General features: G+C 63.2%; 17 protein-coding genes and 2 pseudogenes. 9 read left to right on the forward strand and 10 right to left on the reverse strand.

The genetic code is table 11. From position 1 onward, the window contains the following. From HY852_RS20945 to HY852_RS20960, 4 genes and pseudogenes are all read right to left on the reverse strand, one after another. Window positions 1–252 (reverse strand): annotated as a pseudogene (locus tag HY852_RS20945) (cytochrome c oxidase accessory protein CcoG); the annotation flags it as partial. A gap of 34 nt (window positions 253–286) precedes the next feature. Further along, a complete protein-coding gene (locus tag HY852_RS20950) occupies window positions 287–490 on the reverse strand; it encodes a DUF2892 domain-containing protein (RefSeq protein WP_291606778.1) in 204 nt (67 codons plus the stop codon). Next, a complete protein-coding gene (gene trxC / locus HY852_RS20955; RefSeq protein WP_291606780.1) occupies window positions 487–957 on the reverse strand; it encodes a thioredoxin TrxC in 471 nt (156 codons plus the stop codon). Before trxC ends, HY852_RS20950 begins: the two co-directional genes overlap by 4 nt. Continuing rightward, window positions 954–2,240: an FAD/NAD(P)-binding oxidoreductase gene (locus tag HY852_RS20960; protein ID WP_291606782.1), complete on the reverse strand. Its 1,287-nt coding sequence runs from the start codon at window positions 2,238–2,240 to the stop codon at window positions 954–956. The genes trxC and HY852_RS20960 overlap by 4 nt, the downstream gene beginning before the upstream one ends. A 116-nt stretch (window positions 2,241–2,356) precedes the next feature. Between HY852_RS20960 and HY852_RS20965 the strand changes: the two genes are divergently transcribed. The 4 genes from HY852_RS20965 to HY852_RS20980 all read left to right on the forward strand — a co-directional run bounded on the left by HY852_RS20965 (window position 2,357) and on the right by HY852_RS20980 (window position 7,363). Beyond that, a complete protein-coding gene (locus HY852_RS20965; RefSeq protein WP_291606784.1) occupies window positions 2,357–2,665 on the forward strand; it encodes a helix-turn-helix transcriptional regulator in 309 nt (102 codons plus the stop codon). A gap of 130 nt (window positions 2,666–2,795) precedes the next feature. Next, window positions 2,796–3,770 carry an efflux RND transporter periplasmic adaptor subunit gene (locus HY852_RS20970; protein WP_291606786.1) on the forward strand — a complete coding sequence of 325 codons (975 nt, stop codon included), beginning with the start codon at window positions 2,796–2,798 and terminating at the stop codon, window positions 3,768–3,770. Further along, window positions 3,767–6,982 (forward strand): efflux RND transporter permease subunit, encoded by a 3,216-nt coding sequence (locus tag HY852_RS20975; protein ID WP_291606788.1) that lies wholly within the window; start codon window positions 3,767–3,769, stop codon window positions 6,980–6,982. The genes HY852_RS20970 and HY852_RS20975 overlap by 4 nt, the downstream gene beginning before the upstream one ends. A gap of 24 nt (window positions 6,983–7,006) precedes the next feature. After that, the gene (locus HY852_RS20980) at window positions 7,007–7,363 is read left to right on the forward strand and encodes a carboxymuconolactone decarboxylase family protein (RefSeq protein ID WP_291606790.1); all 357 of its coding nucleotides are present in this window, start codon (window positions 7,007–7,009) and stop codon (window positions 7,361–7,363) included. An 83-nt stretch (window positions 7,364–7,446) separates the two neighbouring features. On the opposite strand, the gene HY852_RS20985 is transcribed toward HY852_RS20980, so the two are convergent. Together HY852_RS20985 and HY852_RS20990 are read right to left on the reverse strand one after the other, a co-directional pair. Then, window positions 7,447–7,767, reverse strand: a complete 321-nt coding sequence (locus HY852_RS20985) for a hypothetical protein (protein WP_291606792.1) — start codon at window positions 7,765–7,767, stop codon at window positions 7,447–7,449. A gap of 134 nt (window positions 7,768–7,901) precedes the next feature. Continuing rightward, window positions 7,902–8,300 (reverse strand): hypothetical protein, encoded by a 399-nt coding sequence (locus HY852_RS20990; RefSeq protein WP_291606794.1) that lies wholly within the window; start codon window positions 8,298–8,300, stop codon window positions 7,902–7,904. 219 nt (window positions 8,301–8,519) lie between these two features. Here HY852_RS20990 and HY852_RS20995 point away from each other — a divergent pair, with 219 nt between their 5' ends. Continuing rightward, a complete protein-coding gene (locus tag HY852_RS20995; RefSeq protein WP_291606796.1) occupies window positions 8,520–10,502 on the forward strand; it encodes a pyrroloquinoline quinone-dependent dehydrogenase in 1,983 nt (660 codons plus the stop codon). Between the two features lie 78 nt (window positions 10,503–10,580). Here HY852_RS20995 and HY852_RS21000 read toward each other — a convergent pair whose 3' ends face one another. Further along, window positions 10,581–10,823 (reverse strand): PilZ domain-containing protein, encoded by a 243-nt coding sequence (locus tag HY852_RS21000; protein WP_291606798.1) that lies wholly within the window; start codon window positions 10,821–10,823, stop codon window positions 10,581–10,583. Window positions 10,824–10,989: 166 nt separating this feature from the next. Continuing rightward, window positions 10,990–11,451: a PaaI family thioesterase gene (locus tag HY852_RS21005; protein WP_291606800.1), complete on the reverse strand. Its 462-nt coding sequence runs from the start codon at window positions 11,449–11,451 to the stop codon at window positions 10,990–10,992. Between the two features lie 329 nt (window positions 11,452–11,780). Here HY852_RS21005 and HY852_RS21010 point away from each other — a divergent pair, with 329 nt between their 5' ends. Continuing rightward, the gene (locus tag HY852_RS21010; RefSeq protein ID WP_291606802.1) at window positions 11,781–12,065 is read left to right on the forward strand and encodes a hypothetical protein; all 285 of its coding nucleotides are present in this window, start codon (window positions 11,781–11,783) and stop codon (window positions 12,063–12,065) included. Between the two features lie 79 nt (window positions 12,066–12,144). After that, complete coding sequence (locus HY852_RS21015) at window positions 12,145–12,375, forward strand: hypothetical protein (RefSeq protein ID WP_291606803.1); 231 nt, start codon at window positions 12,145–12,147, stop codon at window positions 12,373–12,375. Here the strand turns inward: HY852_RS21015 and HY852_RS21020 are convergent. Both HY852_RS21020 and HY852_RS21025 read right to left on the reverse strand, forming a co-directional pair. Next, entirely contained in the window at window positions 12,372–12,635 is a 264-nt protein-coding gene (locus tag HY852_RS21020; protein ID WP_367116388.1) for a hypothetical protein, read from the reverse strand. The two genes, HY852_RS21015 and HY852_RS21020, sit on opposite strands and share 4 nt — an antisense overlap. A gap of 25 nt (window positions 12,636–12,660) precedes the next feature. Further along, on the reverse strand, window positions 12,661–12,936 hold the full coding sequence (locus tag HY852_RS21025; RefSeq protein ID WP_291606805.1) for a hypothetical protein: 276 nt from the start codon (window positions 12,934–12,936) through the stop codon (window positions 12,661–12,663). A gap of 394 nt (window positions 12,937–13,330) precedes the next feature. On the opposite strand from HY852_RS21025, the pseudogene HY852_RS21030 reads away from it, so the two are divergent. Next, a pseudogene (locus HY852_RS21030) lies at window positions 13,331–13,474 on the forward strand (Flp family type IVb pilin); the annotation flags it as partial. Window positions 13,475–13,599: 125 nt separating this feature from the next. Next, window positions 13,600–13,827, forward strand: a complete 228-nt coding sequence (locus HY852_RS21035; RefSeq protein WP_291606807.1) for a DUF2798 domain-containing protein — start codon at window positions 13,600–13,602, stop codon at window positions 13,825–13,827. Window positions 13,828–14,603: the final 776 nt, after the last annotated feature.

Consider the following 14,603-nt stretch of genomic DNA (forward strand, 5'->3'; position numbering starts at 1 on the left):
GTAGTAGACCTCCTGCGGCCACAGTTCGATGAAGAAGAAGTAGAAGCGGCGATGCGGGAAGTCGACGAGCACGGCCTGGTCGGGCAGGCCGGGCCCGCGATTCCAGCGCACGAACGGCAGGAAGTAGTAGACGCCGAGGGTAATGCACAGAACCGCCCACTTGATGCGGCGAAACCGGCCGTGGACCGACTGCGGATAGACCTTCTTGCGCTTCTCGTAGAGCGGGCCTTCGATGAAGGTGTCGTCGGTCATTGCCGTACTTCCTTAGTCCGTTTACCGCGATCGTTCAGGAGAATGCACAGCCGCCGCGCAAGCCGAGCTTCTTGAAGATGACGGCGGCCGGGCAGAACCCGGTGAACGAGGCCTGGATCATGTTGAGGCCGGCAAAACCCGTCAGCAGGTACCAGTAGGGGCTGACGAAATATCCGAGCGTGAGCCCGAGCAGGACGACTAGACCTGCGAAGGCAAGAACGGCTTTATCGAGATTCATGGCATTCTCCTTTGTTGGGGTGATGAGGAACGGGTGAGGCCGGCCTCTGTCCAGGCGATGATGCTGCGCGCATCCATTGCGCCTGCGTGGCGGGCGACCTCGCGGCCGCCGCGCATCAGGAGCAGGGTGGGGATGCCGGTGATACCCAGGCGCGAGGACAGGGTCGGCGCGTTATCGGAGTTGAGCTTCAGGAGCCGAACCTTGGGCTCGAGTTGCTGCGCGGCGCGTTCGAACATCGGCGCCATCGCGCGGCAGGGGCCGCACCAGGGCGCCCAGACGTCGACAAGAACGGGAATGTCGCTGTGCGCGACATGACGGCCGAAGCCTTCCTCGTCGACCTCGAGGGGATGGCCGGTAAACATCGATTGATGACAGGAGCCGCAGCGGGCGCCCTCCGGCGCCCGCTCGGGCGGCAGGCGGTTGATCTTCCCGCAATGGCCGCAGACGATCTGGTGCGAGTCGCTCATGTTCCTGTCCGGACCTCCTTCACCTTCGCGATGTTGAGCCTGTCGAGAAGGAAGCGCTCATAGAACGGCTCGCTCTCGCCGTGCCGGATCTTGCGAATGAAGTACTTTTCGAAAGCGACCTTGGCGTAGTGAACCCATTTGCCCTTCGACGACCAGTTTACGTTGCGGGGCGGGATCTGCGGCTGCGCGATGAAGGCGATGCCCGAATCGCCGAAATCGGCAAGGCAGATGGCGTTCCAGGTCGGCTGCGCGTGCGGCGCCTCGCCCTTCAGGAGGGCACCGATGTTCCTCGCGGCGGCCGTCACCATCGATTCGATCATGAAGCCTGTTTTCGGCACGCGGACCGGTACCGGTGTTGCGCCGACCGGTGCGATCGCCACGCAGACGCCGACCGCGAAAACGTTGGGAAAGTCCGTGTTGCGCTGATACTTGTCCACAATGACGAAGCCGCGCGGGTTGGTCAGCTTCTCGATGCCGCGAACCGCTTCGACGCCACGGAACGCCGGGAGCATCATCGAATAGGCAAACGGCAGCTCGTGGGTTCTGCGCACCGATCCTTCTTCGGTGATCTCCTCGACGAACATCTTGCCGGCTTCGACACTCTTTACCCGGGCGTTGGTGATCCACTTGATGTGCTTCTCGCGCATCCCGCTTTCGAGCAGGCCGTTGGTGTCGCCGACGCCGTCAAGGCCGAGATGGCCGATATATGGTTCGGAGGTGACGAACGTCATCGGGACCTGATCGCGCAGCTTGCGGCGACGCAGTTCGGTTTCCAGGATGAACATGAATTCGTAAGCCGGGCCGAAACACGAGGCGCCTTGCGCCGCACCGACGATGACGGGCCCGGGATTGGCCGCCAGCCGGTCGAACGCTTCCTTGGCTTGCACGGTGTGGTCGACGTGGCAGACCGATTGGGTGTGGCCCTGTGGCCCGAGGCCAGGGATCTCGTCGAAGGCCAGCTCAGGTCCCGTTGCGATGACCAGATAGTCATAGTTGATCGACGTGCCGTCACCGAGTTCGACCCGGTTCTCCGCCGGATGCACGCGCCTGGCGCCCTGCGTCAGCAGCCGAATCCCCTTGCGCTTCATAACCTCTGCCAGGTCGATCTCGATCTCGTCGCGTTTGCGCCAGCCGATCGCAACCCAGGGATTCGACGGGACAAAGTGGTAGACCGTACCTTGCGAGATCACGCTCAAACGATCTCCCTTCCGCAGTTGCGGGAGTAATTCATAGGCCATCAGCGTACCGCTCAGGCCGGCTCCGATTACGACAACTTCAGCCATGGGAATCCTCCGGTAAACAAGCAGTTTCGCCAGTTGGATTCTGGCTGTTTCGCTGCCGCTTGACGATATATGCTAAGATGCGTATATACGCAAGTATGAAAATAGACACCGGAGTCATGGAGCGTGCGGCGGACGAGGCGAGCGACCTGCTGAAGGCGCTTTCCAACCGGCATCGCCTGCTGATCATTTGCCAGCTGATCGAGGGCGAACGCTCGGTCGGCGAGCTCGCCGAATTTCTCAATCTCCGCGATTCCACCGTGTCCCAGCATCTGGCGCTCCTTCGCAAGGAGGACCTGGTGTCGGCCCGTCGCGATGCGCAGACGATCTACTATTCGATCGCCAGCGATCCGGCGCGCGAGATCCTGAAGACGCTGTATCAAGCCTATTGCGCGCCGAAGTCCCAGAGGACGAAGCGCACACTATGAACGGTGAAGTCGCGGCTTGTTGAGCAAGATCAACGAGCGGCTCTGAATGTCGATAAATATGGAAAAGGCACCAGGTGCCGTGAAGATGGTTCCCATGAAGATACGAATGGCGCCCACAAGCGTAGCGAGAATGCTGGTCGTGTTGGCCGCGGCGAGCCTGGCTTCAGGTATCGCCGGCGCCGAGACGCTGACGGTGGAGCAGCGCCCGGTGGCCGATGAAAAGGCGGTGTTCGCAACAGTGGAGAGCATCAGCGTGGTTCCCGCGCGCGGCCGCATCGGCGGCACCGTCGTCGACCTCAAGGTCCGGGAAGGCGACCACGTCACCAGCGGCCAGGCGATCGCGTCGATTGGGGACGAGAAGCTGGTGCTGCAAATGAAGTCGCTGGATGCGCAGATCGAGGCGCTGCACGCGCAGTCAAACCAGGCGCAGATCGACTTTTCCCGAATTGAGGGTCTGGTCGAACGCGGCATCATGCCGCGTGTCAAGCTCGACGAGGCACGGACATCGCTGAACGTCGCGGAGAACGGCCTGCGCGCGAAGACCGCCGAGCGCGCGGTGGTCAACCAGCAGCTCAGCGAGGGCCAGGTGCTGGCGCCGTCGGACGGACGTGTGCTGAAGAAGCTCGTCGCGGTCGGTTCCGTCGTACTGCCGGGCGATCCGATCGCCACCATCGCGCAGCAGAATTTCAAACTGCGCCTGCGGGTGCCGGAACGGCATGCCCGCTTTCTGAAGGCCGGCGACAGGGTTCGCATCGACGGGGCCGAGCTCGGCCAGCAGGCCGCGAAATGGGGCGTCATCGATCTCGTCTATCCGCAGGTCGAGGAAGGGCGCGTCGTCGCCGATGCCATTGTGGAAGGTCTTGGCGAATACTTCGTTGGCGACCGGCTGCGGGTGTGGATTTCCGGCGGTCAGCGTTCAGCGTTCGTAATTCCGGCAAGCTTCGTGAAGACCCGGTTCGGCATCGACCACGTCCAGCTGAGCCAGGCGGGAGGTGTAATCGACGTGCCGGTGCAGCGCGGCCGCGACATGCCGACGCCCGAGCTTCCCGACGGTCTTGAAATCCTGTCCGGCATCCGTGCCGGCGACCAGTTGGTGCGCCAGTGAATCTCGGACTCTCCGGCCGGCTGACCAAAGCGACGATCGCTTCGCCGCTGACGCCGCTCTTCCTGCTCGCCGCGCTGGTCGTCGGCCTCATCGCCGTGATCGCGATCCCGCGCGAGGAAGAACCGCAGATCAGCGTCCCCATGGTCGACATTCGCGTCAATGCCGATGGCCTGCACGGGCCCGACGCGGTCGAGCTCGTCACCAAGCCCCTGGAAAACATCGTCAAGGGCATCGACGGCGTCGAGCATGTCTACAGCCAGACCGAGGATGACCGCGTCATGGTCACCGCGCGGTTCCTGGTCGGCACCAAGTTCGACGACGCCATCCTGCGCGTCCATGAGAAGATACGGGCCAATCTCGACCGCATCCCGGTCGGTATTCCCGAGCCGATGATCGTCGGTCGCGGTATCAACGATGTCGCCGTGACGGTGCTGACGCTCTCGCCCAAGCCGGAAGCCGCCGAACGCTGGACCGACAAGGATCTGTTCGAACTGGCCGACAAGCTGCGCGCCGAACTGATGAAGGTCGATAACATCGGATTGACCTACTTCTCGGGTGGCGCTGCCCAGCAGATCAGGGTCGAGCCTGATCCGGAGAAGCTGTCGCTCTACGGCGTTACGCTTCAGCAGTTGGTAGCCAAGGTGAAGGACGCCAACCGCTCCTTTCTGGCAGGGCAGGTGCGCGATGCCGGCACCGCGCGCAACGTTGCGGCGGGCCAGACGCTCGCCGGCATTCCCGACATCGGATTGCTGTTGATCGCCACGCGCGATGGACGCCCGGTCTATGTCAAGGACGTGGCGTTGGTCGTGATCGGGCCGAGCACCACCGAGCATCGGGTCTGGAATGACGCGCGTGACGGCAATGGCAAGTGGACGCGGGTCCCCGCGGTCAGCCTTGCGCTCGCCAAGCGCGCCGGTGCCAACGCCGTTGTCGTCTCCGAGGAGATCGCACACCGCCTGGAGGGGTTGAAGTCGCGCCTCATTCCTCAGGACGTCCAGGTCACGGTAACGCGCGACTATGGCGAGACGGCCAACGAGAAGGCGAACGAGCTGCTGTTCCATCTCGGCCTTGCCACGATCTCGATCGTGGTGCTGATCGCGATCGCGATCGGCTGGCGCGAGGCGGTCGTGACCTTCGTCGTGATCCCGACAACCATCCTGCTGACGATGTTCGCGGCCAACCTGATGGGATACACCATCAACCGCGTCAGCCTGTTCGCGCTGATCTTCTCCATCGGCATCCTGGTCGATGACGCGATCGTCGTGGTCGAGAACATCGCGCGCCACTGGGCGATGCGCGACGGGCGGCCGCGGCTGCAGGCGACCATCGAGGCCGTCGCGGAGGTCGGCAATCCCACCATCGTCGCGACGCTGACGGTGGTTGCCGCACTGTTGCCGATGCTGTTCGTGTCCGGCCTGATGGGCCCCTATATGGCGCCGATCCCTGCCAACGCCTCCGCCGCAATGCTGTTCTCGTTCTTCATCGCCGTCGTCGTGGCGCCCTGGCTGATGCTGCGCCTTGCGCCCAAAGGAGAGATCGCGGCGGCGCATGCCGAGCACGACGAGGGCCGGCTCGGTCGCCTGTACCGGCGCTTCGCCGCGCCCGTCGTCAGGACCAAGCGCTCCGCCTGGAGATTCCTGCTCGGCGTCGGCGTCGCAACGCTGCTGTCGATGATGCTGTTTGTGACCAAGTCGGTCACGGTCAAATTGTTGCCCTTCGACAACAAGTCGGAAATCGCGGTTGTCGTCGACCTGCCGGAAGGGGCGAGCATGGAAGCGACCGAACGCGTGCTGTTCGATGCGGCGAACGTCGCCCGGCAACTGCCGGAGGTCACCTCGCTGCAGTCCTATGCCGGCACGGCCGCGCCGTTCAACTTCAACGGTCTCGTCCGTCACTATTACTTGCGCGAGCGACCTGAGCTGGGCGAGGTCCAGGTGAACCTGGCCGCACGGGGCGACCGCAAGCGCGCGAGCCACGATATCGCGCTCGATCTGCGGCAGCGCTTGAAAGCGGTCAATGTTCCTGCCGGCACCAGCATCAAGGTCGTCGAAGTGCCGCCCGGCCCGCCGGTGCTGGCGACCCTGCTCGCCGAAGTGTACGGTCCCGACGGGGCGACACGCCGCGCGGTCACGGCCGAGCTGAAGAAGATCTTCGCCGAAGTGCCCTTTATCGTCGACGTCGACGATTCGATCGGCGAGAAGCGGCCGCGGCTCCGGCTGTCGATCGACCAGGACCGGCTCGAGTTCTTCGGTGTCGAGCAGCGTGATGTCTACGACACCATCCAGACCCTGTTCGGCGGGACCTCGATCGGCTACTCGCATCGCGGCGAGGACCGCAACCCGATCGAGATTGCGGTGCGGCTGCCCAAGCGAGGTCTGGTCTGGAACGAAGCCATTGCGTCGACGCCTGTCCCCGCCAATACGCTGCCGGGAAGCAAGACAGTCGTCGAGCTCGGGCAGGTCGTGAAGGCGGCCGTCGAGGAAGGCTCGCCGGTCATCTTCCGCCGCGACGGGAGGTTCGCCGACATGGTGATGGCCGAACTTGCCGGCCGCTTCGAGGCGCCGCTCTATGGCATGCTGGAGGTCGCAAGCCGCGTCGACAGCCACAATTGGGGTTCGCTGCCCAAGCCGGTGATCAGCCTGCACGGACAGCCGACCGACGAGTCGCATCCGACGCTGTTGTGGGACGGCGAATGGGAGATCACTTATGTGACCTTCCGCGACATGGGCGCCGCGTTCGGGGCCGCGATCCTCGGTATATACGTGCTGGTCGTTGCCCAGTTCGGCAGCTTCCGCCTGCCGCTCGTGATCCTCACGCCGATTCCGCTGACGCTGATCGGCATCCTGATCGGGCATTGGCTGCTGGGCGCGCCGTTCACGGCCACCTCGATGATCGGCTTCATCGCGCTTGCCGGTATCATCGTGCGCAATTCGATCCTGCTGGTCGACTTCATCCGTCACAGCGGCGGGGAGGGCAAGTCGCTGCGCGAGGTGGTTCTGCAGGCGGGCGCCGTCCGCTTCAAGCCGATCCTGCTCACCGCGCTGGCGGCGATGATCGGCGCAGCGACCATCCTGCTCGATCCGATCTTCCAGGGACTGGCGATTTCGCTTTTGTTCGGATTGGCGTCGTCGACCCTGCTTACGGTGCTCGTGATTCCGGCTATCTACATTGCCCTGCGCGAGCCGCCAGCCGGCAAGCCCAAATCCCTATGAAAACAATCCTCCCAAGAGAGTACGATGGAAAAGAACTATCCTGAAATCTGCAAAGAGATCTCCAGCAACCTGCGAAAGCTTCGCAAGGACGTTGCTGATACCATGCAGGGCTTCTCCGCGCTGGCACAAGCTGCGACCCGTGACGGCGCGCTGGACAAGAAGACCAAGGAGCTGATCGCGCTCGCGCTCGGTGTTGCCGCGCATTGCGACGGCTGCATCGGTTTCCATGCCGAGGCGCTGGTCAAGCTTGGCGCCACGCGCCAGGAAGTCGAAGAGGCGCTCGGCATGGCGATCTATATGGGCGGCGGCCCGTCCCTGATGTACGCCGCCGACGCCATCGCCGCGTACGAACAATTCCAGCACTCGACGTCCGAGCGCTGAGCCGACTGGCGTTCTTGGATGTTGCGCAAGAAAGCGACCCGCTGATGGTTCATCGGCGGGTCGCTTCTTGACATGTTCTCCAGTTACCAGCGACCGACGCCCACGCTGACGCCGGGGGCATGGAAGCCGACGCCGCCGCGCGGCCCGTCGTCCCAGTCGCGGTAATAATGACGGCGCTCGATATAGCGTTCGCGGGGGGCATAGGCATAGGAATCGCGAACGATCACGCGCGCGCCACGACGGGTGCGATAGCAGCGTCCGTCTTCATCGCACACCAGCCGTACCTGCTGAACGAGGTCCGGATCGACGTATTGGTCGCTCGTGTAGATGTCGGCAGCTTTCGCGCCGCCAATGGCAGCGAGCGCGCCGACACCGGCGAGTAGCGCAACTGCAATTGTCCTCATTCATCTCTCCTTCATCGTCCCAGAGCTGCCCTCACGCATACAAAGAGCGAGAACCGGCATTCGTTCCGAGCGAGTTCCTTCGCGCCGCCGGTTTTGTCGCCGCAATGCGGTTCCATCAGGACGTGTAATCCGTCTCAGATCGGCGCGAAGATTCCAGACGAACAATTATCGTCGGCATCGGCGCGACGACGATCCACGATCATGCCGCCGCTGATGAAGAGTCGATAGGTCTGCGCGCCCACGGGCGTGCCGACCGCCGAGTTGACGTCGGCGCGCACGCACGCGGTCCATTGCAGACCGCGCGGGTCGCGGTGCGGTTCCGTTACCTGCACCTGCCGCGGATTGGACGTCGATACGAAGATCGAATCCAGGTTGTCGCGGACGAGCTGCCGTACATCCGGCGCTGCCTCGGGCGGCGGCGGATCAGCCGCCTTCGCGCGCATGAAGTCGGGCAGCGGCGCGCGGCTGTCGGCAAAGCCGCAGGCGGCCAGCGCTGGCCCCACGGCTATAAGCAACATAATGCGATGGATCATTCGCCCCATGCGTCCGAAACTTTCGTTCCCGGAAGACTAGCCGCAATCGGGCGTGATGTGGATACGTCACAACTGAAAATTGCTGAAGAGAGTTATTCGCGAGTCCGGCCTGGCGAATGATCAGGCACAGTGTTGCCAAGTTGCCGTTTGTATCATCGATCGACGCCCCAGCTCTGTTGGCCTGCCATGCGAAGATTCATCTTGATAACGATGGCGATGATGCTTCGGAGCCTGCCCGCGGTGGGTTGGGAGCATTGGGGCGGCGACCGTGGCGGGTTGCGCTTCTCACCGCTGGCGCAGATCACGCCGGCCAATGTCGGCAATCTGGTGCGAGCCTTCGAGTTTCATACCGGCGACCTCGTTTCGCAACCGTCGGCGGCGATGACGCGCACCAAGTTCGAGGCGACGCCCCTGTTCGTCGAGGACAGCCTCATTTTCTGTTCGCCATTCAACGAGGTAATTGCGCTCGATCCCGGCACGGGCGCGCAGAAATGGCGCTACGATCCCAAGATCGCGACAGACCAGCGACCTGCGAACCGCTACGTCTGCCGGGGCGTTACCTACTGGGTCGACGACCGAGCTGCGCAGAAGGCGGCATGCCGTGCGCGAATCTTCATGGGCACCAACGATGCCCGCCTGATCGCGCTCGACGCCAGGGACGGAATTCCCTGCGCCAATTTCGGCAGTCAGGGCGAGATCGCGCTCGAGATCGGCATGAAGCCGGACTGGCCCGGCGAATTCCAGATCACCTCGCCGTCGGTGGTCGGCCGCGGTGTCGTCGTCGTCGGTTCGGCGATTGGAGACAACCGCCGTGTTGATGCCCCGCGCGGAACGGTGCGTGCGTTCGATGCACGCACCGGGCAGCCGCGTTGGAGTTTCGACCCGCTGATTCATGAGGGTGTAGACGCGGGACACGCCAATGTCTGGGCGCCCATGTCGGCCGACGACGAGCGCGGCCTGGTGTTCCTGCCGACCAGTTCGCCATCTCCCGATTTCTGGGGCGGCAAGCGGCCCGGCAACAACGAGCATGCGGATTCCGTGGTCGCGCTGCGCAGCGAGACCGGCGAACTGGCGTGGGCCTTTCAGATCGTGCACCATGACGTGTGGGACTATGACCTGCCGGCGCAACCGACACTCGCCCGCATCGACACCGGCGACGGGCTACGCGACGTGGTGATCCAGCCGACCAAGCAGGGTTTCGTGTTCGTGCTCGATCGCGATACCGGCAGGCCGGTCTGGCCGGTGGAGGAGCGCCGCGTGCCGCAGGATGGTGCGGAAGGCGAGCAATTGTCGCCGACGCAGCCGTTTCCGACGCATGTTCCGCCCCTGACGTCGCAAACCATTGCGGCCTCCGATCTCTTTTCGTTGTTGCCGCGCATGGGCCAGTCGACGTGCGAGGCGCTGTTCGCCTCCGCGCGCAACGAGGGACTCTACACACCGCCTTCGACGCAAGGCTCGCTGGTGTTTCCTTTCACTGGCGGCGGCGTGAATTGGGGAAGCGCGGCGTTCGATCCCGTCGATCAGGTGCTCTATGCGAACACCAGTATCGCCGTGCACGTCGTCAAATTGCTGCCGGCCGCGGAGAGGGAAGGCTTCCGTCCGCCGCCGGGTCACGATTTCGGACCGCAGCGCGGCGCGCCGTTTGCCGTCACGCGCGCCATGGCGACATCGGCGCTCGGCATGCCCTGCAACAAGCCGCCGTGGGGTACGTTGGTAGCGGTCGATCTGAAGGCGGGAAAGATCCTGTGGCGCTCGACCGTTGGTACGACGGAGGACCGCGCGCCTCTGGGGCTCGCCTTCAAATGGGGTACCCCGCTGATCAGTGGTGTCGTGATCACGGCGGGCGGCCTGGTGTTCACCGGCGCCATGGACGCGTATTTGCGGGCGTTTGATGGGAGAAGCGGAGAAGAACTCTGGCAAGGCAGGTTGCCTGTACCCGGCGTGGCCAATCCCATGACCTATCTCTGGAAAGGCGAGCAATATGTTGCGATCGCCGCCGGAGGACATTCCGAGTCGGGGACCTCGATCGGCGACAGCCTTGTCGCCTTTCGGCTGGCGCGGCAGGGCGAGACGCCATCGTTGTGGTCGCGCACCATCGACCGCCCGGGTGGCCGCTTCTGGAGTACGGTCGTCGGAATCGTCGCGGCGCTTTTCGCCGCGTTGGTGGCGCTCTGGCGCCGCCGTCATCGCGCGCAGGCATAAGGCCGCATCAGGACCTCGTGGGGCCCTCAAGGGTCAAGTGGACATTCACAGGGGCCGAGGCCCCGGCGAATCTGCGCCTCATTCGAACGCGATGCCTATTTGTCGGTCACGTGCCCACACGGCATGGCCGCGACGGGTGAATTGATCGCTGTCGATCATCAGCGTGAATGTTTCCGGTACGCACATGGGGTTGGCGACATCCACGCGGGCGCCACTCGACGAGATGTTGCGCACAGTGCAATCAACAGCGCCGCCGCCCGGAAATGCAAGAGTGCCGCGTTTGAGCACCCTGTGCCTTGGACTGACTCGTCTCTCGATCATGTTTGCAAGTCCCGAAGTTATCTCCACAATTTAAGGGGAAACATGCCCCTTAATTTGAGGAAAACTAGCCCTGCCGCCTTACGGCAGTTTGAATCGCTCGATGAGTTCAGCGGACATCCCGTTCAGCTTTCGTTAAGCATGATGCGGATCCCATTGCCGCGTCATCTCACAGCATCGCAAACGCGCTCGAGACCATGCCGACCGGCTTGCTGTCCGCCGCGCTCACAAGCGTGACGCGGCCGAAGCTCATGGTGCGTCCGAGCCGCACGACCCGTGCATCCGCGAGCACATCCGACGATGACACGGCGCGCATGAAATGCGTGGTCTGGTCCACCGTTGTCATGGGGCGAAAGCCGCGGCTTGCGGTGAGGAGTGCGATCACCATCGCGGTGTCGGCAAATGCCATCAGCGCCTGGCCGCAGATGATGCCACCGTGCCGGCACAGCCGCTCGGAGAAGGGCATACGCAGGATGGCGCCGGGCTGCCAGTCCGAAGCCGCTGGCTGGGGCGGGTCATAATCGATACTTTCGACAGAGAGGTTCAGGTCCTTGACCCAGGGTGCGAATACCTCCTCGAGGGTGCGCCTTGCCTCGTTGACGTCGAAAACGGCGGATGCCTCTGATTGCATAAATCGTGGTTCCTTCCCCATTGAAGGCATCATTGTGCCCGCATTGACGGCGAAAAGTCATCTGCCCCGCCCGGCTTGAAAATGCCGGAGCCCGAGCCCTATCATGGGCGGGAAGCCGGGGTGGACCATGTCAAGGCATCCGGTGCTCGTGATCGGCTTGGTCGCAATCCTGGTGCGCTGAACGGCTGCACCAGGTGTGATCCGATCTGGGGGACTGGATATTCGCGCCGAAATGCTGCAGGTCGGATCGCCTCCAGTTCGCCGCTGCTTGGCGGCGCGGATCGCGGGATGCTAGGACAGGCCGCCGATCGACAACCAAGGAGCATGCGATGAAGCTTTTCCGAATGGCGGCGGTGGTCGCGCTGCTGGCCGGGCCGGCCTATGCGCAAATGCCCAACGTCAATCTGATGCCAGAGGTCGCTACCAAGACGCCCGAGGAAAAGGCTGCAGAGGCCGAACGCGACAAGGCCTACAAGGAGTCCCTGAGGAAGATACCGGAGTCCAAGGGTTCCTCGGATCCCTGGGGCGGCATGCGCACCGAACCGGCCAAGCCAGCAGCGCCCAAGGCATCGGCTTCGGCCAAGAAGACAAAGACCGGCAGCACCTCGAACTGACAGCTGAGCCCCGCGGCCGGGACTCCTCTTTGCCGCCGTCCGACTTATATCGGGCGGGTCACATGTAGGGAGCTGCGACATGGCCTCGCGGCCGCGGGACCTTGCCGATCGGATGGCGCGCCGGCACAAGCCGGCCGACGGCTTCCTGCGGGAGACCTTCATATTGCCGCGCGAAGAGGCGAGGGAGCGGGCTCGTGCATTCCTCACCCGCTATCCGAAGGCCGGCTATATGAGCGGGGTCGAGAGCTGGCGCGAGCTGCCGGGCGGTGAAATCGAATTCACCATGCGTCGGCTACCGAGCGCCGACTAGCTGGTCGGCGCAGGTCCCGGCGGGTCCGCGGGGCGCGTCTCGGGCTCGCCGAGCAGCTTTCCGGTCTCGCGATTGATGAAGTGGATCCGTGTGCAGGCATTGCAGACGACGGTCTCGTAGGTGCATTGCGGATCGTCCGGCGATGCCTCCTCGGCCAGCCGGTGCTGCACGTTCAATCCGGTGCGGGGACAGCGAAAGACGATGTTGCCCATGGCGGTGATCTGGCCATCACCGGCGATCGGGACATTGATCGTGATCAATGCCCTTTTTGTAGAATAGTGGCGCTCAGCGCCTGCTGGCTCGAGCGGGCAGATCATTCGACTCGTCGTGGTCGAACGATTCCGCCACGATCCGGATGCGGAAGACGGGCTGCTTGGCTTCGTCCAGCAGCTCCATGTGCCACTCGGAGTTTTCCTTCAGGTTCCGGGAGATACCGGCGGCCATTCCGGCGCAGACACTGGTCATCTCTTTCCAGGCTGCCTTGCGGTCGGCAAATTCGGTTCCGTGCTCGGAGGAGCCGGAATAGCGGCCGCTTCGGATCTGGAAGAAGTAGAGCGGCATGAGAAGTACACCTTACGAACAAGCCGCCCCGGGCCAAGCCCGACAAGCTGGGTGAATAGTGCAACCCTGAATGCCGGTGCGATCAATCCCGGAGGTCTACGGGTTCCATCACCGAGGAAAGTCAGTGTTCCGGCCGTCCCGGCGGTTCAATCGGTGTTCCGGTAAGATTTTCAGATTCTGTTCTAAGGTCCTGAAAACAAAGGGAACTTTGTTCTAGTCCGGAGAACTACGGTCGAGAGTTGCGTTTTCCTCGGAAAACTACGTAGACGCCCGTTTCGTTGCGGAGCTCTCATCGCGATTTGCGGATTGTTAGCGGTTCGCGGCCCAAGTTCGCGTTACCGGGAAACGCCCGGCATGGCTACCAGGAGGGAGCTTTGATCCGTTTCCTTTTGCATTTCTTGCCGACGAGACCGGCGCCACCGCGATCGAATATGCCCTGATCGCCGCTGGCATCAGCATTGCCATCATGGCGACCGTGACCGGCCTCGGCACGGCGCTCAATGGCTCTTATGTGTCGGTCAGCAGCGCCTTCAAGTGAGCGGGGGACTGATCCCCTGATAAGCCGGTTCCGGTAGAGGAGCTCCTCGGACACGACGCCTCGTTCCCGTTCGGCCTGCCACGGCATGTCGCTTGCTTGGTATGGAAGTGCAACCAAGGCGAAACATGCTCGGCATTCCTCGTCGCTACGGCCACTATGTCTTCGGGGTGATCCAATCCGGAGTGACCTGCCTGATCGCGGCCGGCATCGCCAGCCTGTCCGCGGGCGGGACCGAGCGGTTCTTCCATCAATGGATGCTGTCGTGGCTTCTCTCCTGGGCCGCGATGGTGCCGGTCGTGCTGCTGGCAGCTCCCTTGATCAGGTCCGCCGTGCTTCGCCTGACCCGCGAGTAGCGTACGCACCGATCGAGTGCAGGCGACGCTGCGGCGCCTTCGGGCCAACGGGAAACTCATCTGACCTCGGACCGGGTTCCCGCGACTGGGGTCGCCTTCAGCAACGCGGTTCCGCTGGAACTAAAACCCTTCGCGATTCACATATGCAAATGCGCGCCACCACATCCTGCGGAACAAAGTAACGTGTCCGCCTTCTCGGGCTGATACGATCCGGACGGCCTCAGCATCAGCCTCCCAACAGGGCTCCCAATGCTGGGGCCGTTTCCGTCGGAATCGGACCTTCCATCGATCTGTTCCGGAGACAGCGGATCGAGTTAACCGAGGCAGTCTTATTTCATCCGCCGCCGGCCTTCGGCGTGGTGCGATAGGAGCAGGTAGGCAGCTGAACCCCCCGCGGCTGCAATGCCTGCCCCGAGCAGGTTCATGAAAAACCCTGATGAGACCACGATGGTGAAGACGCCAAAGCAAACAAGGACGGCGCAAATCGCCACCAAAAGCCTGTGTTCCACGTAGTCTGTCCCCCGGTGGATTGAGGACACTAGCAGAGTACCAACAGGAAACACTAAAATACGGTCAGTCCACGGTGCCGGTTGCAGTAATAGGCTGACCCGCCGCAGGTCTACGGCGCGCTTCTTTGAGAGTCATCCCTCAATCGAGCGAAGCGCTTCGCGCCATCCGCAGCGTGGCGGGGCATCAGATGTTTTGGAACAGTGAAGGCCGCCGACCGAGGCGGCCTTACTGCCTTAACTTGAACTCGGCGATTTTCTGATCCTGAT

Source organism: Bradyrhizobium sp., from assembly GCF_016213215.1.
Classification (GTDB): Bacteria; Pseudomonadota; Alphaproteobacteria; order Rhizobiales; family Xanthobacteraceae; genus Bradyrhizobium.